Origin of the sequence: Aeromicrobium phragmitis (assembly GCF_003674095.1) — a bacterium.
GTDB lineage: Bacteria > Actinomycetota > Actinomycetes > Propionibacteriales > Nocardioidaceae > Aeromicrobium > Aeromicrobium phragmitis.
This window is the reverse complement of record NZ_RDBF01000005.1, coordinates 147694-165389: the sequence shown is the minus strand read 5'-3', so window position 1 is coordinate 165389 and position 17696 is coordinate 147694. Positions and strand designations below refer to the sequence as shown.

The window sequence follows — 17696 nt, the reverse complement described above, 5'->3', positions numbered from 1 at the left end:
GCCCGCGCTCAGCCGAGCGCGGGCGCTCTGTGCTCGATCGGCGCCTCGGCCTGCCGGCGCCGCAGGAGTGCCAGTCCGTAAGCGATGGCACCGGGTGTCGAGGCGACTGCGACGGCGGCGACGAGGGGCTGGATCTGGCCGCCTTGCGCGAGGAGGATGTGGCTCAGCCCTTGGAGTGCGGCGACGCAGGTTCCGGTCCAGATGATCAGCCAGGCGATGCGGGGGAGTCGGCGGGCCGCGGCGGTCGCCGGAAGGATCAACGCGGCCGCGCTCAGCGCCCCGTTGACGAAAAGAACAGTTCGTTGAGCGGGGGAGTCCATGCCCTGCGGCCCGGTCGAGCCGGGACCGGCCAGGCCCCAGAAGAGCATCGCCGCGCTGAACGGCACGAGACCGAGCATTCCGGCCGCCGTGGTCCAGCGGCTGGGCCTCGGCACATCGGCGATCAGCTCGCTCCAGCGCCCGGCCACGTACACCGCCGCCAGGACTGCGAGGGCCATGGCGAAGACGCCGAAGCCGCCGTACACGACGCCGAAGACCCACGGAGCCAACCCCGGTTGGACCTCCGGTTGCGAGGCGCCGGGCCCGCTGAGCAGCTGAAGCACCGTCCCGATCGGCAGGCCGAGCAGGATGGGCGCGAGAAGCCCCGTTGCCCCGGCAGCCAGCACGAGCACAACGCCGCCCGGCAAGCGTTGCCCCCAGGGGCGGGTCAACGCGGTCACGAACGCGACCGCCACGAGTAGCAGCAGAACGGTGGTGACGTTCGCGGCAACAAAGCGTGTGCTGGACATTTCGGCGACTCCGGCTGCGCTGGTCATCCCGATGGTGGACCCGCCCAACCACAGCACCTTCAAGACCAGATAGGGCACGGCGGCGAGACAAGCGGTGACGAGCGCACCCCGCTGGAGCAGCGTGACGCGACGTGAGACTTCGGACATGGCATTCCCCGATGACGGCGACGATGATGACCGTCCCAATCTGTCCGAGAGGCGCACGGTCTGTCATCCGGGATCTCCCCGAATTCGCGTCCAGGGTCACCCGCTGTGGTCCCGTGGGTTTGCGGCATCAGCCGCCTGCATGCGATGTGTACTGCCCGATCATTTCGCGGCGTCGCCGAGGAGATCCCAGAGGTTGCCCCAGGGGTCACGGAACACACAAACGCGCCCGTACGACTCGGTGCGGACGGGGCGCACGATCTCGCACCCCGCTGCGCGGAGTTCTCCGAGTGTGGCGTCAAAATCAGCGACGCGAAGAAACAACCCGACCCTGCCGCCGAACTGATTCCCGATTGCTGCAACTTGCTCCTTGCCGTCGGCCTTGGCGAGCACGATTCCCGGTCCTCCGTCTGAGGGACGGACGACGACCCAGCGTTTGGGACGACCGTCCGTTGTGGTGGACGGCGAGTCATCAGCGACGACGAAATGGAGTGTTTCGGTAAAGAATCGTAGTGCTCGGCCGTAGTCGTCCACGAGCAGCGAGAACAGTTCGATCGGCATTCATGAATCCTAGGCCGTGGCAACACCGTGGCGGTCGATCACAGGCTCTCGACGTACGAGGGTCTTGGCCCCAACCGACGTCCGCGGCTGGACAGATTGCTGAAGAGCCGGCGGAACACTTCGAAACGGCCGAGGGCCCTGGCCGCAGCGCATGCGGCCAGGGCCCTCGGGCTCGTGGGGTACGACTCAGATGTCGTAGCAGAGCTCGAACTCGTGCGGGTGCGGGCGCCGCTGCACGGGGCGAACCAGCACGCCGAACCAGGCGAAGGGGGTACTCGCGGAAGTACTGCACTGCGTCCTTGATGTGTCCTCGGCAGACGCTGCGCGAAGCGTCGCCGCCCACGACGAGGTCGGTGACGATCCCGGGGCGACCGCTGGGGTCGGAGTACCGAGCGAGGAGATGACCTTGGGCGACTGCTCGGTCGGCGTCCCTGTCTGGTCCGGCACTGACGTCGTTGCTGCGATCGGGGCTGTGGCGCCGGACATTCGCCGCGACCGCGCTCGACTCGTCGCCGCTCTCACAATGGCGGTACGAGGCATCGTCCGTCGGCTGACTACCGAAAGTCGTTAGCACCTCGACATCCGAACGATGCCATGGAGCCGTCTCGGCGCATGACCACTCAAATGGTTTCAGGAGCAGGCAGGTCGGTGTGCTGGTGGCCAAACGACTAGAGCGTGTTGGCTTCCAACTGCTAAGCAGTCGCGCCGGTCCAATCGCGGCGGTAAGGCGCAACTTCATGGACGCTGCAGATCGCGAATCGCGGAGTCATCGCGCGGCCCACCGGCCGCTCACACCCCATGCTCGAGGACCTTGACTCCGTACAGGCTCGTCGACCTTTGCACGGTCGTTTGGAGTCCGTGACAGCTAAACCAACGATCCCGATTGCGGGGTGTCCCCGACTTGCCGAATCGTGCCAGCGGCCACCGAGAGCCCGGGTGCGGGGCGGCAACGTGTCACACCTTCGCCTTTTTGGCTGAGGGCGAGCTCCGGTTCCCCGGGACCTCCACCAGGACCAGATGCCGTTTATCGGCGTCGCCGGCAACATCGGCGGTGGCGTGAGTGAACAGCGACGTCAGGTGCGGGTGCGCCCCCGCCTGCGGGAACGCTTTGACCCGGAGGGCGACCACGAACCCGATGCGCACGTCGGTGGCCTGGTAGGTGACTGCCTGTTGCAGGTACGCGCCCTTGTCAGACAACGGCTTCATCGTGTCGTCGGACTTCAGTTCGAGGTACACGCTGAACCCGCCGTACTTGACCCGCAGATCGGCCCTTCCACCGCCGACCTGCTGCACCTCGATGTCCAGCAACGGCCCGACCGCGTAAGACAGATAGTCATACAGGTCCTCGTGGAGCGCGCTCTCGCTGGCAAGGGGGTCGAACAGGTACGGGCGGCGGCTTTCCTGCGCGTTCTGCCGACTCCCAACGAACCGCACCATCGCCAACACGAGCTCGTCGATCGCGATCTTCACCTTTCCGACGTAGTCCGTCGACGCCGACAGGGCGCTCTCAAGGCTCCGAAGTACTCGAGCCTCCTGGAGTGTCGAGTGACGCGCTGCGCTGGTGCTCTCCACGGCCTCCTCCAGGCGCGCGAGCCTGTCCTGCCCCAGCTCGGCGAGCTTCGCGATAGCGGCGGGATCCGACCCGAACAGTTCTTCAAGCCGACGCGGCAACGGCGCGGTGGCCGTGCCGCCGCCGCCTTTTCCCGGCGGCTCGCCACGAGCAAGCACCGCACGAGCCTCCGTGAGGACCTCTGCGGCAACCGCATGCTGCTCGACCAGGACGACGCGCTCCTCGTCCTCGACCTGCTCCAGACGTTCCTCGAGCCGTCGGGTGTACTCCGCGAGATTCGCCACGAACCCCGTGTTGGACGCGAACCCGGCCTCGATGACCGGCTGCACCACCTCCAGGACACCATCGAAGTCCTCGACCCTGCGCACGATCTCTACCGACCTGGAGGCTCGGTAGACGTTCAACAGATCGTCGATGATCGCCTCGGGTCGGTAGAAGGCCTCCTTGGCAAGCTGCTCCCGTGCCCGCGCGAGGTCCTCTACCAGCATCACCCACGCAGCGGTCGTTTGCCGCTTCACGTCTGCGTACCAGTGGTTCAACCCGCTCAACGACACGTTCAACTTCGTCTGCTGATCAACCAGTTGCTCGAGGTCACCGGCGGATGGCAACGCCACGTCGAGCGCCGCTACGCCCGGCTCAGCGCGAGTCAGCGCCCCGACAGCGCCGACGATGGGTGCCAGAACCCTTGCGTCGTCCCGGTCGTACGTCTCGACGCCGAGAGACAGGTACCGGACGCTGCTTTCGAGGTGGCTCAGCATGGACTGGCGCGTGGCCGCACGAAGCGCCTGGACGAGCTCGATGTTCGCGAGCACCCACGAGGCGTCGGAGGCGACGTCCTCAGGGTCTGCGTCGGCGGCCTGCGGGCCCGTCGGCGCCTTCAACCCGGATATGACCTCCACGACCTTGGTTAGGCTCGCGGCCTCGTGCCAGTGGTCCACGGCGGTCCCGACCGACCGGACGACCGCAGCCGCCAGCCGCTTAGGCGCTGGCGCACGGAACCGCTCCAGCGTGGCAAGTAGGCTGAACTTGGAGCCGTACCCGCCGACGTTGAGTCGGGTCACCGCCTCCAACGCAGTGGCAGCCCGCCACACATCCCGGGCGGACGGGTCATCGAGATCGACGAACGCGGCCACCTGCGCCAGCAACCCATCGGCGAGCCCGTCCGCGACGACGCCCAATACGGCAGGTGACGCCACTAGCGCGTCCACCGACTCCGAGAACCCACCGGGGCTCTCCATCGCGAGCACTGCATCGACGATCGCCGGCAACGCTGCGGCGACATCGGGTCCGCCGGCGGCGGCGTCTTGGGCGAGGATGCGGATCAGCACGACGGACGCCGGGTCGTCAACACCGCGGGGAAGTTCATCGGCGACGCGCTTCCAGCCGCCGAGACGCTCGACGGTGTCCTCAGGCAACTGACCCGCCGAGGCGGCCAAGAGGGCCCGCAGCGCGTCCATCAGAGACTCAGCTGGCTGACTCACCAGTCACCTCCGTCACGATTCCACCGTAACGGCCCCGCGGCCGTCGCCGAGACCGGTGCACGCAACCTGGCCAAAACCCATCCTCTCGGGATCGCCGGCCCCGCATGCGGCACGACGAACGGCGTGTCGCGCACCTCTGACAGGACCAGGGCAGTTACCACAGGTAGTCGTCCCCGACCGCGACCCGTCGGCTCGCCTCCGGCAGCAGATCTAGCAGCGGGCCGGCGTTACGGGTTCCGACGAAAATCTGCATTTCCGCCTGCTCGGCGACCTCTACGAGTTCCGCCATCAAGATTGCGAGGTCCTCCTCCGGCATCTCCTCGGCAGCCGGAGAGTCGAGCACCAAAAACCCCGGGTGCCGACCGATCTGGGCGACGTACCCGTGTTTGATGAGCGCGACCGCGGTCGCGATCTTCACCCGAAGCTTCTCGCCGGCCGTCAGCCGCGTGTACGTCGTCTGCCCGCCGCCCTTCACGACATCTAGACGACCGCCACCGCCGAGCTTGACCCTCGAGAGGCTGTCGGCACCGAACCCGACGGCCAGCTTCTCGATATCGGCTGAGATCCGCTCAAGCAGCGGGTTCTGTCCCTCGCTCATCCAGTTCGAAAGGACCTTCTTGGCCGCCTCGAGCACGGCGACGACTGCGGGGTCGGCAGGGTCGAGGAACTCCGGATCCGACGACCCCTTGAACGCTGCGAGGGCACCCTCCGCCCGCGCCAACTCCAGTTCCATTCTGCGGCGATCTTCGGCCGCCGCAAGCTGTTCTTTCCCACTCGTGCTCTGCGTCTCGGCGGCCGCCAACTGGTCCTTCTTCGCCGTGATCTGGGAGTTTAGCGCGTCGACCACCCGCTCCGCCTGCGTGAGCGCGGTCTCGAGAGCCTCGAGATCGTCAACGGGCGCGTCGACGTCGCCGACCACCGGTCCCGCGGCCACAGTCGCCTTGGACGTGTCAACCTCCTCGAGTCGCAGTTCCTTCGAGCACAGCGAGCACTCGTGTTTCTCGGTCTCGGCGGCCTGCTGCTCCGGCGTCACCTTGGACGTGCACCTGGGGCACACGCTCGGCGTCATCTGGTGGAAGAACTTGACCGCCAGGGCGTCCTCGAACTTTGTGTGGTTCCGGGCCTTGGCGGCCCGCAGCTGCAGCCGCACCGTGTCCACGTGCGAACTGGCATCCATGACCTTCCGCTCGAGCTCGTGCACCTGGCGTGCCAACTCCGTCGCGTTCGCGGTCGCCGCGATCAGCTGCTCAACGTCCGGCGTGCTGGCCGGGATGGCCTTGACCGCCGCCTCCAGACGGTCGACCTCCGCCTGCGCCTTCTCACGCTGCTGCCGGACTACCTCGCCAGCCGCGGACACCTTCTGCTCGACAACCGTCTGCTGCGCGCGCACCTCGTTCAGCGCCGTCTGCGTCGCCGCGAGCGCCGGACCCCAGTCCGTTCCGACGAACATCTGCAGCATCCGCGTCCCGAGGACCGTCACATTCCCTACGACAGGGTCCAGCATGTCCGCGCGGACCGTGAACGCCGACGCGTACGCCGGCCACTTGTGTCGGACCTCCCGGTCGCCGGTCCACATCGGAATCTCCTCGAGGCGAAGCCGGGACATCATCACCGTGCCCATCACGTCCTCGAACTGGTCCTCGCCGTCGAACGCGCCAACCGCCCGGACACGATCCGTCCCATTCGACTTGTCGACAGTCTCGACCACACCGACCGGGTGGCCGCGATCGTTGTCGAACTTGACCCGAATCGTCTCACCGCCGACCTGCCAGTCGACCTCAATGTGCTTGAGCCACGCCTTGGTGTCGACCTGGAAGTTCGCGCAGCGACCAGACAGCGCCCACATCAAGACGTTCAGCACGGTTGACTTGCCGCGCAGGTTCCTGCCGCTGCCAACCCCGTTCACGCCCAGCTGCGGCTCCCAGGACCAGTCGATCGGCACCGCCGCCAGCCGGATGCTCGCCTCGATGGGCTCGGCATGCTGCGGAGTCTCGGAATCGTTAGCATCCGCAGCCAGGGCCAGGTCCAGCTTGTCCGTGGTGACGTCGCCGCCGTCGACATCGGGACCGGCTAGCTCGATGAGCTCGTGCCCGGCCGCCAGCGGATGGTCCGCCGGCAGCACCTTTACGCCCGAGAAGTGGATGCGCGTCACCCGCAACGGCACAGGCGTCGCAGGCGAAGCAGATGTCGGGATACCGTTGGCCGACAGGATGTCCTCGACATCTTCCGACGACAACATCACCCGGACTTCACCGTCCACCGCGACCGCGTCCTGCGGCCCCGCCTCGCCCCCTGCGCCGTCAGCCTCAGCCTGCTCCTCGGCCCGCGCGGCGGACGACTCGGCCGCCCTCGCGGCCCGTTGAGCCGCACGCTGGGCAACCCGCTCGAGCTCGGCAGCCACCGCCTCCGACAACACGCTCATCGGCCGCCCTCCGCCTCGTCACCGGTCGCGTGCCCAGCCAGGCGCTCACGAACGCGGTCCGCGATAGATGCGATGTTCAACCCGAGCTCCGCGTTCGCGTATGTCGCCTGCAAGTACTGCCGCTCCTTCAACCGACTACCCACGTCGTCGCCAGCGATCAGCGCCACCAATTCGACCTGCTTCGCGTACCACCCCAGCACCGGGTCCTTCGCGAGCTCCGCGGCAGCGGCAGCACCAGTAGCCGTCAGGAAGAACTGCGTCTGCGACACGTTCTGCCCGGGGGTACCCCTCCGCACCGCAGACGCCAATCCGTACGTCTCCAACAACGAGAACGCGTCGTCCAAAGGCTCGTACGCCCCGTGGAGCCACTTTGGCATGGGGTAGTACCGCAAATCCGGTTCGGGGTCGTGCAACAGTTTCCGCGCGACCTTGACATATGACTTGTCAACGGCGCCGGACTCCACCAGGGTGATCAGCTCGTCCGCGAGGTAGTCAGGGTTGCGCAACCAGAAGTCGGTCGCCTGCAACCGCAGCTCACTCCGAACCACGGACACCATCCCCGGCGGGTCCACCTCCGTCGGCGGAGACCCACACCGGCTCATCAACACCAGGAGCCGCACCGCGTGCTGCGTCCGCGTCGCCGAAGGCCGCGCGACGTCGAAGCCGATATTCCCCGCCACGATTCCCTTTCGCCCTAAACTTGCTAGGTGTGCGGCGACAATCCTAGTCGCGCAACGAGCGGATGGCAGCCGGTTCATGCAAGCCAGCGCCGGCAGCGTCCGGACGAGGACGACGGTGCTTACGGAATGTCCAGGCGAGAACTTGGAGCGTCCTCACAAGAACGAGCGTCTCCAGAAGTCGACACGACACTCTTTCGAGAACCCGCACTAACGTGCGACGACCTGCTTGCTTCGAGTCCATTCGCATCGCGCAAGCCCGAATTCTAGGGCTTTACGCTCGACTGATCCGCCGCGTCTGAGCGGCGAGCTTGAGGTCCTAAGTCAGTCGGTCGAGGACGTTGAGCTCGAACACGACCTCGCCAGCGCTGCACTGATATCCGCAATCGGACGCCTCATGGGGGACACGGGCAGGGGCGTGCATTGCTTTCGGCGCTGGGGTCGCACTGGGGTCGCGGACAGCCGGAGAACGACCCCTGACGCTGGAAGACGTTGAAGGTGTCTTCGCGCTTCAGGGGCCGTTTTCAGGCACCTAGTCGATGGGCATCACCCAAGCGAGATCAGATGTCGTAGTAGAGCTCGAACTCGTGCGGGTGCGGGCGCAGCTGCACGGGCGCGATCTCCTCGGTGCGCTTGTACTCGATCCACGTCTCGATGAGGTCGGGCGTGAACACGTCGCCGGCGGTGAGGAACTCGTGGTCGGCCTCGAGCGAGTCGAGCACGGCACCCAGCGAGGTGGGGACGTGGTCGATCTGCGCGTACTCCTCGGGCGGGAGCTCGTAGATGTTCTTGTCCACCGGCGCGGGCGGCTCGATCTTGTTCTTGATGCCGTCGAGACCGGCCAGCAGCAGCGCCGAGAAGGCGAGGTACGGGTTGGCCGACGGGTCGGGGCAGCGGAACTCGATGCGCTTAGCCTTCGGGTTGTTGCCGGTGATCGGGATGCGCACGCACGCCGAGCGGTTGCGGGCCGAGTACACGAGCGCGATCGGCGCCTCGTAGCCCGGCACGAGGCGGTGGTACGAGTTGACCGACGGGTTCGTGAAGGCGAGCAGGCTCGGAGCGTGCTTGAGGATGCCGCCCACGTAGTAGCGGGCCATGTCCGACAGACCGCCGTAGCCTGCCTCGTCGTAGAACAGCGGTTCGCCACCGCTCCAGATCGACTGGTGCACGTGCATGCCCGAGCCGTTGTCGCCGAAGATCGGTTTCGGCATGAAGGTCACGGTCTTGTCCGCGGCCCACGCCGTGTTGCGGATGATGTACTTGAACTTCATCACGTCGTCGGCGGCCTTGAGCAGCGTGTCGAAGTTGTAGTTGATCTCGGCCTGGCCGGCGGTGCCGACCTCGTGGTGACCGCGCTCGACGGTGAGGCCCACCCGCTCGAGGTTCGCCATCATGTCGCCGCGCAGCTCGGAGAAGTGGTCCGTCGGGGCGACGGGGAAGTAACCGCCCTTGTAGCGCACCTTGTAGCCGCGGTTGTCGACGATGTCGTCATCGGTGGACCAGGCGCCCGCCGCCGACTGGATCTCGTAGTACGACTTGTTGGCGCTCGTGCCGAAGCTGACGCGGTCGAAGATGTAGAACTCGGCCTCGGGCGCGAAGAACGCGGTGTCACCGATGCCCGTCGTGCGCAGGTACGCCTCGGCCTTGCGGGCGATGTTGCGCGGGTCGCGCGAGTACGCCTCACCGGTGATCGGGTCGTGCACGAAGAAGTCGATCGCGATCGTCTTGCGGGCACGGAAGGGGTCGAGGTAGGCGGTCTTCAGGTCGGGGAGCAGCGTCATGTCGGACTGGTCGATGCTCTGGAACCCGCGGACCGAGGAGCCGTCGAACGCCAGGCCGCTCTCGAACACGCCCTCGTCGAAGGAGGAGACCGGCACGGTGAAGTGCTGCTGGATGCCCGGCAGATCCGTGAAGCGGACGTCGATGAACTCGACACCTTCGTCCTTGATGTACTTGAACAGCTCGTCGGCATTGCCGAACATGAGGGCCTCCTCGACCGCCGCCTGGCGGGTCATCGTCGGTGCTACGTGATCGTGACGCGGGGGAAGCGTCGCCATTGACGCTACGCACGTGCAGTTTCCCGTCCATCACTGGTTTGTTTCATCGATGTTACAAACTCAGCGGTGACTCTGCGGGCCGCGAGGAAGGGGATGCGGGGCGAATCGCTAGGCTCGGGCCGTGCCGTCATCGCCCTCCCACGACGCCCCTGACGCGGTAGATCCGACTGAAGCGACGATCGGCCTCCGGTTGGTCGCGCTGGTCATCGACTGGCTGATCGCGGCGCTCGTCGCCGGCCTCGCGTTCGGCATCGGCTACCCGCCCGAAGGGTCCCGTCAGGGCTTCGTCATCCAGTTCGTGTTCATCGTGTACGTGGGGCTGTTCGTCGGATTGTTCGGCGTTTCCCCCGGCAAGCGGATCGTTCGGCTCGCGGTGATCAACCCCGAGGGCGCACCGATCGGGTGGTGGCGCGGGCTGCTGCGCACAGCGCTCATGAGCATCGTCGTCCCGGCGCTCATTCAGACCAAGGACGGGCGCGGCCTCCACGACCTCGCCGTGGGCAGCAAAGTCGTCAAAGTTCCCAAGACCGCCTGAGTTCGCTGCGGGGAGAATGGGCGTGAGCGTTCAGCGGGCCGCCCAACGCGAGCGGTGAGTGAGCACGCAGAAACGGGCGTGAGGTGCGGGATAGCTCACCGCTAAAGCGACCGGTGCGGGATAGGTCACCGCCCGAGGAGTGGGGCCGAGGTCAGCCGCGCATCATCTTGCGGGCGCCCTTCATGCTCGTGGGCATCGGGCCACGCGGCATGGGGGCGGCCGGGCGCATCGCGTCGAGCGCCTTGACCTTGTAGAGGATGTCGGTCTGCTGCGCGGGCTTGATCGCCTTGGGCAGTTTGCGGACGCGCTTGACCAGCTTGGGCAGCGGCACCTCGCCCTCGCCGCGACCGACGACGAGCGTCGTGACGGGGGTGCCCTCACCGACGATGCGCTGGTGCTTCTTGGCCTCGCTGGCCAGCAGGGAACGGGTGCGGCCGGGGTTGCCCTCGCCGATCAGGATCACGCCGGGACGGCCGATGACGCGATGCACGACGTCCTGCTGCTTGGTGAAGCCGACGGCCTGCTTGACGTCCCAACGTCCCCGCAGCATCGACAGGGCCGCGCCACCCGCACCCAGCTGGCCCTCGGCCTGCTGATACATCGAGCGCTCGGCGCGACGACCGAAGACCGTGATCGTGGCGAGCGAGGACGTGGTGAGCGTGACCAGGACCGTGAGCACGATGCCGAGCCAGCCCGTACCGACGAGCAGGAGGCTGAGCGTCGCGACGATCGCTGCCGTCAGGATCCACACGCCCAGCAGCATCCACCCGAGCTTCGGGTCGGTCTGCTTGGTGTTGCGGTAGGCCTGGCGCAACTGCGCGATGCGGCCGGTGGGGACGGCAGGAGCGTTGGACATGCGTCGATTCTACGCGAGCGCCCGGAGCGCCCGGAGCGGCCCGAGGCCGGGCCGGCGGTGGGCCTTACTCCGCCTTGTTGCGCGCGTCGATCGCCTGCTGGTACAGGCGCCCCGCCCGGTACGAGGAGCGGACGAGCGGGCCGGACATGACGCCGGCGAAGCCGATCTCCTCGGCCTCCTGGGAGAGCTCGACGAACTCCTCGGGCTTGACCCACCGCTCGACGGGGTGGTGCCGCACCGAGGGGCGCAGGTACTGGGTGATGGTGATGAGATCGCAGCCGGCCTCGTGCAGGTCGCGCAACGCCTCGGAGACCTCCTCGCGGGTCTCACCCATGCCGAGGATGAGGTTGGACTTGGTGACCAGCCCGAAGTCGCGCGCTTGGGTCAGCACGTCGAGCGAACGCTCGTACCGGAAGGCCGGGCGGATGCGCTTGAAGATCCGCGGGACGGTCTCGACGTTGTGCGCCAGCACCTCGGGCCGCGACTCGAAGACCTCGGTCAGCAGCTCGGGCTTGCCGTTGAAGTCCGGGATGAGGTTCTCCACGCCGGTGTCCGGGTTGAGTTCGTGGATCTTGCGCACCGTCTCCGCGTACAGCCAGGCACCGCCGTCGGGCAGGTCGTCGCGGGCGACGCCGGTGATGGTGGCGTACCGCAGCTGCATCTTCTGCACGCTCTCGGCCACCCGGCGAGGCTCGTCGCGGTCGAGATCGGCCGGTTTGCCGGTGTCGATCTGGCAGAAGTCGCAGCGCCTGGTGCACTGCTCGCCGCCGATGAGGAAGGTGGCCTCACGGTCCTCCCAACATTCGAAGATGTTGGGGCACCCGGCCTCCTGACACACCGTGTGCAGGCCCTCGCTCTTCACGAGCTGCATGAGCTCGTTGTACTCCGGACCCATCTTGGCGCGCGTCTTGATCCACGACGGCTTCTTCTCGATGGGCGTCTGCGCGTTCCGAACTTCGAGGCGCAGCATCTTACGGCCTTCGGGTGCGATAGTCATCGTCGCCAGCCTACCCCTGTACCGGGAGCTGTACCGAGCCGACCGAGAGCCCGACGTGAGGTGTGCGCTCGATGTCCGGACTGGGGTCGTAGGGCTCCCACGACAGGAGCTCGGCGAGGTGGCGCGCCACGGCGGGCGCGGCCTCCGGCACCGTGACCTGTCGGCCGAGTTCGGCCGACAGCGTGGTGACGCCGGCGTCGGCGATGCCGCAGGGGACGAAGCGGTCGTACCAGGCGAGGTCGACGTCGCAGTTCAGGCTGAACCCGTGCATCGTCACGCCGCGCGACACGCGGATGCCGATGGCCGCGATCTTGCGTTCGGGACGCCCGGGCGCCTCCGGCAGCCAGACTCCCGAGCGGCCCTGGACCCGGCCCGTCGTGACCCCGAACTCGGCGAGCGCCCGGACGAGTGCCTCCTCGACCCGCCGGACGTAGTCGACGACGAGCACATGCGAGGGCAACTTGGCGATCGGGTAGCCGACCAGCTGGCCGGGACCGTGAAAGGTGATCTTGCCGCCGCGGTCGACATCGACGACCGGGGTGCCGTCCTGCGGCCGCTCGAACGGCTCGGTGCGCTTGCCCGCCGTGTACACGGGCGGGTGCTCCAGGAAGAGGGCGGTGTCCTCGATCCGGTCCGCGACGCGGTCGGCATGCAGTTGGCGTTGCAGCTCCCAGGCGTCGAGGTAGTCGATCGCCTGCTCGCCGTACCAGGAGTCCAGGATGCGTAGGCTCACGTGCGTCAGCCTACGCCTCCTCGCCGACCGCGCCGTCCCCGCGACGGCCCCTAACGTTCGCTCGCGACGAGCTCGGCGATGTCGGCCGCCACCTCCTCGGGGTACTCGCCGTTGACGGCGTGCGAGGCATCGGAGTAGACCCGGACGGTACCGGTCGGGAGCGCGCGCCGGGCGGTGGCGGCCGCCGCCTCGGGGTCGTGCATGACGGACTCTCCGGCGATGATCGCGAGCACCGGAAGGGTGAGTTCGGCGAGTCGCTCCTCGGGGATCCTGGTGGGCTGCGGGAGCTTGAGGCTGTAGTGCTGCATGCCTGCTTCGATCATCTCCGCGACCGGGACGTCCTCGACCGGAGCGCCACCGGCGGTGTAGGAGTTGAAGCTGTCGCGCCAGGATTTCGGGAGCCAGGAGAAGGCCGCCGGCAGCGACCGGACGATCGTCTCCAGCGGCATGCTGCCGAAGACGTAGACCGGGTCGATCAACGTCATGGTGGCGAGATTCTCCGGCTCGTGGAGCGCGAGGTTGGCGGCCGTCCACCCGCCGATCGAGAGCCCCACGACGTGGAACGACTCTTCGGGGAGGGCCTCGAGGGTCTCGTGCAGCCACGCTGCTTGATCGGCATCGTTGCTGATCGGGCGGTCCTGGATGCTCATCCCCGGCTCGCCGAGCAGGTCGATCGTGTAGACGTCGCCGATCTCCAGGAGCAACGGCAGATTGTCGGCCCACACCGGTGTGGCCGAGGCTCGGCCGGGCAACAGCACCAGCGGTAGCTCGGATGCGCCGTTGCCAGCGAACCGGTACACCCGCACGACGCCGTAACCGGTGCGGACGTCGATCGTCTCGGCGGGCTCGGGCAGATCCGCGAACGCCTCGTCGTACGCGGCCATGAAACGCGCGCGTCCCTCGGAGCCGTCCCAGTGGCCCGTGGGGGAGGGGGAGCGCCACGCGAACGCGATCATGACGCCCAGGACGGCGACCACGATCAGCACCGCGCGCGTGCGACGCCAACGGCGGCGTGGTTTCCGTTGCGTGTCGCTCGACTCCGCCTCGGGCGCGATGTCCTCGTGCGTGCTCGGCTCTGTCATTCCCGCTCCTAACCGATCGGTTAATGTTTCTACCGTACGGTAAGCTACCGGCTATGGCGACGAAGCGGCCCGGTGGGGCGCCAACCTTGACGGAGCAGGCGCGCAGAGCGCAGTTGATGACCACGACGATCGAACTCGTGGCCGACAAGGGCTACGCCGGCGCCTCGCTGGGCGCGATCGCGGCTGCGGCGGGCATCACGAAGGCCGCGGTGCTGTACCACTTCCCGTCCAAAGACCTGCTCGTCCACGCCGCCTACGAACAGGTTCTCGCCGCGTTGACCGGCGCCGTCGCCGCAGCCGTCGAGGCGGCGGACGCGGCCGACGGCCCCGCCGCGTACGTGCGGGCGATGATCGGACACCTGCGTGACCATCCGCGGCACACCCGCATGATCGTCGAAGCGATGAGCCGGGGTGGTGCGGACTACGCCCCGGAGGTTCGGTGGGGGCCGCTCGCCCGGATCATCGACGGCGCGGCCGAAGCGCGGGGTGCTGAGAACGTCGACTCGCGCACTCTGGCCATCGTCGTCGGCGGCGCGATCGACTCGATCGTCTCGGAGCGACTACACGACCCCGACTACGACACGGAACGCGCCGCCGAACGGCTCGCCGAGCTGGTCGAGTCCGCCCTGACCCCCTGAGCCGAGCGCCTGTGGACGAACGAGCGCACGAAACCGGCACTTCGTCCGACGATGGGTCCGTGTCGGACCTGATCGCCATCCTCGCCACGTTGCTCCCGTCGGCCGCCGCGTCGCCCTGCCTCGTGCTCGACGGGCTCGATCTGCAGCGCGAGATCGCTTATGCGCAGGCGAACCCGTCCGGTCTGGCGGCGATCTATGCGACCGGCTCGACGGCGGGAGCCGCCGATGATCGGGCGCTGGCCGACTATCGCGCCCGCGGTATCCGCGTCATCGGGGCCGATCTGGAGCGTCGATCATGCGAGCCGTCGGGCCCGGAGACGGTTCGCACGATCGAGCGTCTCGGTCCGGCCGTCGCGGTCTTGCCCGACGGCACCGAACGCGCGTTGCCGCGTGACGGCTGGAATCAGCGCGACATCGCCCTCGTCGTCGAGGACGGGCGTTGGCGGATCGGCGCCGTCCGATCGATCGACTGATCGGGCCGGCGACGGCTCATGCGAGAGCGGCGGCGAGGATCTCGTCGACGTCGCGGTGCGCGAAGGAGAAGCCCGCCTCGGTCAGTCGTCGCGGCTGCAGGCGCAACGAACCGAGCAGGTCCTCGGCGATCCCGCCGAGCGCGGCGCGGACCGCGAAGGACGGCGCCGCGAACGGAGCTGGGCGACCCAGCGTCCGGGCGAGTGACCGCGTGAACTCCGCGTTGGTCGGCACCGCGGGCGCGCTGAGATTGACCGGCCCGGCGAGGTCGTCGTGTTCGGCGACGAAGCGCACCGCCTCGACCCAGTCGCGACGGCTGATGCAGGAGAGGTATTGGCGGCCGGACCCGATCCGCGCCCCCACGCCGAGAGAGAACGGGATCTTCATGAGCTTGAGCGCTCCGCCGGAGCCGTCGAGCACCATCGAGGTGCGAAGGTAGACCACCCGCGCGCCGGCCTCGACGGCCGGCGTGGCGGCGGCCTCCCATGCCTGGGAGACCTCGGCCAGGAATCCCTCGCCGGGACCCTCGTCTTCGGTCAGTACCCGCGGGCCGCGGTCCACGCCGTACCACGACATCCCGGATCCGCTGAGCAAGGCCGGGGGAGTGGGGGCGTGGGCGACGGCCCGGGCGAGGGTGGAGGTGGCACCGAGCCGGGAGCGGAGGATCTCCTGGGCGCGGCGCCCGGTGCGCGGCCACTGGGAGATCGGCGCTCCGGAGAGGTTCACCACGACGTCGGCGTCGGCGATCAGGGCCTCATCGACCTCGCCGGCGACCGGGTCCCAGGGGGAGGCATCCGCGTCGGTGGCGTCGCCGCGCACCAGGCGCGTGACGTCGTGGCCGCACTGGCGCAGCGCAGACACCAGAGGGGCACCGAGAAATCCCGATGCCCCTCCGATGACGATGCGCATGACTCAGCCGAGCTCGCCCTCGAAGTTCGCGCCCTGCAGACGCTGCTTCACCGCGGTCAGGAACCGGCCGGCGTCCGCGCCGTCGATGATGCGGTGGTCGTACGTCAGCGCGAGGTACGCCATGTGGCGCACCGCGATGCTGTCGCTGCCGTTGGCGTCGGTGACGACCACAGCGCGCTTGACGACCGCGCCCACGCCGAGGATCGCGACCTGCGGCTGGTTGATGATCGGCGTGTCGAACAGTGCACCGTTGCTGCCGAGGTTGGTGATGGAGAACGTGCCGCCGCTCAGCTCGTCGGGGCTGATCTTGTTCGTCCGCGTCCGCTCGGCGACGTCGGCGATCTTGCGGGCCAGGCCGGCGGTCGAGAGGTCGCCGGCGTCCTTGATCACCGGCACGATCAGCCCGCGCTCGGTGTCCACCGCGATCCCGAGGTGCTCACCGGCCGGATACGTGACCGTTCCCGCCTCGAGGTCGAGCGAGGCGTTGAGCTGCGGGTAGGCCTTGAGCGCCTCCACCGCCGCCTTCGCGAAGAACGGGAGGTAGGTCAGCTTGACGCCCTCGCGCTCTGCGAACGCGTCCTTGTGCTGCGCACGCAGACGGGCGATCTCGGTGACGTCGACCTCGTGCACCTGCGTCAGCTGCGCCGACACCTGGAGCGACTCGGTGAGGCGCGTGGCGATCGTCTTGCGCAGACGCGAGAGCTTCTCGGTCTTGCCGCGCAGCGCCGAGACCTCGGTGGACGGCGCGGGAGCCGCCGCGGCGGGCGCCTCGGCGGCGGGAGCGCTCGGCTGCTCGGCCTTCTTGGCCGCGTCGAGGATGTCCTGCTTGCGGATCCGGCCGCCGACACCGCTGCCCTGGATCGAGGACAGGTCGACATTGTGCTGCTTGGCGAGCTTGCGCACGATCGGCGTCACGTACCCCTCGTCGCCACCCGATGTGGAGCTCTCGGACTGCGCGGGTGCCGACTGCGCAGCGGGAGCGGGTTCCTGGGCCTGCTTGGCGGGCTCGGGCTGCTCCGGCGCCGGCTCGGGCTCGGGTTCCGGCTCGGGCTCGGGTTCCGGTTCCGGCTCGGGCTTCGACTCCTCCTGGGGCGCGGACTCGGCGGCAGGCGCGGCGTCGGCGTCGCCGATGATGGCGAGCTCGGCACCGACCTCGACCGTCTCGTCCTCGTCGACCTTGATCTCCAGCAGCGTTCCGGCGACCGGGGAGGGGATCTCGGTGTCGACCTTGTCGGTGGAGATCTCGAGCAGAGCCTCGTCGACTTCGACGGTGTCGCCGACCTGCTTGAGCCACTGGGTGACCGTGCCTTCGGTGACGCTCTCGCCGAGCGCGGGCAGCGTGACGGACTGGCCACCGGACGAGCCGCCGGCCGGCTTGGCCTCGGGCTGGGGAGCGGGGGCCGCTTCGTCCGGCTCGCTGGCCGGCGCCTCGTCGGGCTGGTCCTCGGACTCGTCCGCCACGTTCTCCTCGCTGACCGGCGCATCGGCAGCGTTGTCGCCCGCGTCGGCCGGAGACTCACCCTCGTCACCGATCACGGCGAGCACTTCGCCGACCTCGACGGTGTCGTCCTCGTCGACCTTGACCTCCAGGAGGACGCCGGCCACCGGCGAGGGGATCTCGGTGTCGACCTTGTCCGTGGAGATCTCGAGCAGGGGCTCGTCGACCTCGACGGTGTCGCCGACCTGCTTGAGCCACTGGGTGACCGTGCCTTCGGTGACGCTTTCACCGAGGGCGGGAAGGGTGACGTTGGTTGCCATGTGTTCCTCTGTCCGAT

Annotated in this window: 15 protein-coding genes; 3 read left to right on the top strand and 12 right to left on the bottom strand. The window is 68.1% G+C overall.

The genetic code is table 11. The features are described 5' to 3' along the window. Positions 1 to 8 precede the first annotated feature (8 nt). From D9V41_RS08745 to glnA, 6 genes are all read right to left on the bottom strand, one after another. Complete coding sequence (locus D9V41_RS08745) at positions 9 to 935, bottom strand: hypothetical protein (protein WP_121794171.1); 927 nt, start codon at positions 933 to 935, stop codon at positions 9 to 11. A gap of 159 nt (positions 936 to 1094) precedes the next feature. Next, positions 1095 to 1493 carry a VOC family protein gene (locus D9V41_RS08740; protein WP_121794170.1) on the bottom strand — a complete coding sequence of 133 codons (399 nt, stop codon included), beginning with the start codon at positions 1491 to 1493 and terminating at the stop codon, positions 1095 to 1097. 954 nt (positions 1494 to 2447) lie between these two features. Continuing rightward, positions 2448 to 4520 (bottom strand): hypothetical protein, encoded by a 2073-nt coding sequence (locus tag D9V41_RS08735; protein WP_121794169.1) that lies wholly within the window; start codon positions 4518 to 4520, stop codon positions 2448 to 2450. Positions 4521 to 4698: 178 nt separating this feature from the next. Continuing rightward, positions 4699 to 6966, bottom strand: coding sequence for a hypothetical protein (locus D9V41_RS08730; RefSeq protein ID WP_121794168.1), 2268 nt, complete (start codon positions 6964 to 6966; stop codon positions 4699 to 4701). Continuing rightward, positions 6963 to 7586 carry a hypothetical protein gene (locus D9V41_RS08725; protein ID WP_133434146.1) on the bottom strand — a complete coding sequence of 208 codons (624 nt, stop codon included), beginning with the start codon at positions 7584 to 7586 and terminating at the stop codon, positions 6963 to 6965. Before D9V41_RS08725 ends, D9V41_RS08730 begins: the two co-directional genes overlap by 4 nt. A 617-nt stretch (positions 7587 to 8203) precedes the next feature. Continuing rightward, complete coding sequence (glnA, locus tag D9V41_RS08720) at positions 8204 to 9625, bottom strand: type I glutamate--ammonia ligase (RefSeq protein WP_121794275.1); 1422 nt, start codon at positions 9623 to 9625, stop codon at positions 8204 to 8206. 196 nt (positions 9626 to 9821) lie between these two features. Between glnA and D9V41_RS08715 the strand changes: the two genes are divergently transcribed. After that, positions 9822 to 10235 (top strand): RDD family protein, encoded by a 414-nt coding sequence (locus D9V41_RS08715; RefSeq protein WP_121794166.1) that lies wholly within the window; start codon positions 9822 to 9824, stop codon positions 10233 to 10235. A 151-nt stretch (positions 10236 to 10386) separates the two neighbouring features. Here D9V41_RS08715 and D9V41_RS08710 read toward each other — a convergent pair whose 3' ends face one another. The 4 genes from D9V41_RS08710 to D9V41_RS08695 all read right to left on the bottom strand — a co-directional run bounded on the left by D9V41_RS08710 (position 10387) and on the right by D9V41_RS08695 (position 13903). Next, positions 10387 to 11091, bottom strand: a complete 705-nt coding sequence (locus D9V41_RS08710; RefSeq protein ID WP_121794165.1) for a DUF4191 domain-containing protein — start codon at positions 11089 to 11091, stop codon at positions 10387 to 10389. A gap of 64 nt (positions 11092 to 11155) precedes the next feature. Further along, complete coding sequence (lipA, locus tag D9V41_RS08705) at positions 11156 to 12088, bottom strand: lipoyl synthase (protein WP_121794164.1); 933 nt, start codon at positions 12086 to 12088, stop codon at positions 11156 to 11158. A 10-nt stretch (positions 12089 to 12098) separates the two neighbouring features. Further along, positions 12099 to 12821 (bottom strand): lipoyl(octanoyl) transferase LipB, encoded by a 723-nt coding sequence (lipB, locus tag D9V41_RS08700; RefSeq protein WP_121794163.1) that lies wholly within the window; start codon positions 12819 to 12821, stop codon positions 12099 to 12101. A gap of 50 nt (positions 12822 to 12871) precedes the next feature. Beyond that, positions 12872 to 13903 (bottom strand): alpha/beta fold hydrolase, encoded by a 1032-nt coding sequence (locus D9V41_RS08695; protein ID WP_121794162.1) that lies wholly within the window; start codon positions 13901 to 13903, stop codon positions 12872 to 12874. A gap of 116 nt (positions 13904 to 14019) precedes the next feature. On the opposite strand from D9V41_RS08695, the gene D9V41_RS08690 reads away from it, so the two are divergent. Next, complete coding sequence (locus D9V41_RS08690) at positions 14020 to 14541, top strand: TetR family transcriptional regulator (RefSeq protein WP_243697212.1); 522 nt, start codon at positions 14020 to 14022, stop codon at positions 14539 to 14541. 59 nt (positions 14542 to 14600) lie between these two features. Then, positions 14601 to 15014, top strand: coding sequence for a hypothetical protein (locus tag D9V41_RS08685; RefSeq protein WP_133434145.1), 414 nt, complete (start codon positions 14601 to 14603; stop codon positions 15012 to 15014). 16 nt (positions 15015 to 15030) lie between these two features. Here the strand turns inward: D9V41_RS08685 and D9V41_RS08680 are convergent, their stop codons facing one another. Both D9V41_RS08680 and sucB read right to left on the bottom strand, forming a co-directional pair. Then, complete coding sequence (locus D9V41_RS08680) at positions 15031 to 15921, bottom strand: TIGR01777 family oxidoreductase (protein WP_121794159.1); 891 nt, start codon at positions 15919 to 15921, stop codon at positions 15031 to 15033. A gap of 3 nt (positions 15922 to 15924) precedes the next feature. Then, positions 15925 to 17679 (bottom strand): 2-oxoglutarate dehydrogenase, E2 component, dihydrolipoamide succinyltransferase, encoded by a 1755-nt coding sequence (gene sucB / locus D9V41_RS08675; protein ID WP_121794158.1) that lies wholly within the window; start codon positions 17677 to 17679, stop codon positions 15925 to 15927. Positions 17680 to 17696 lie beyond the last annotated feature (17 nt).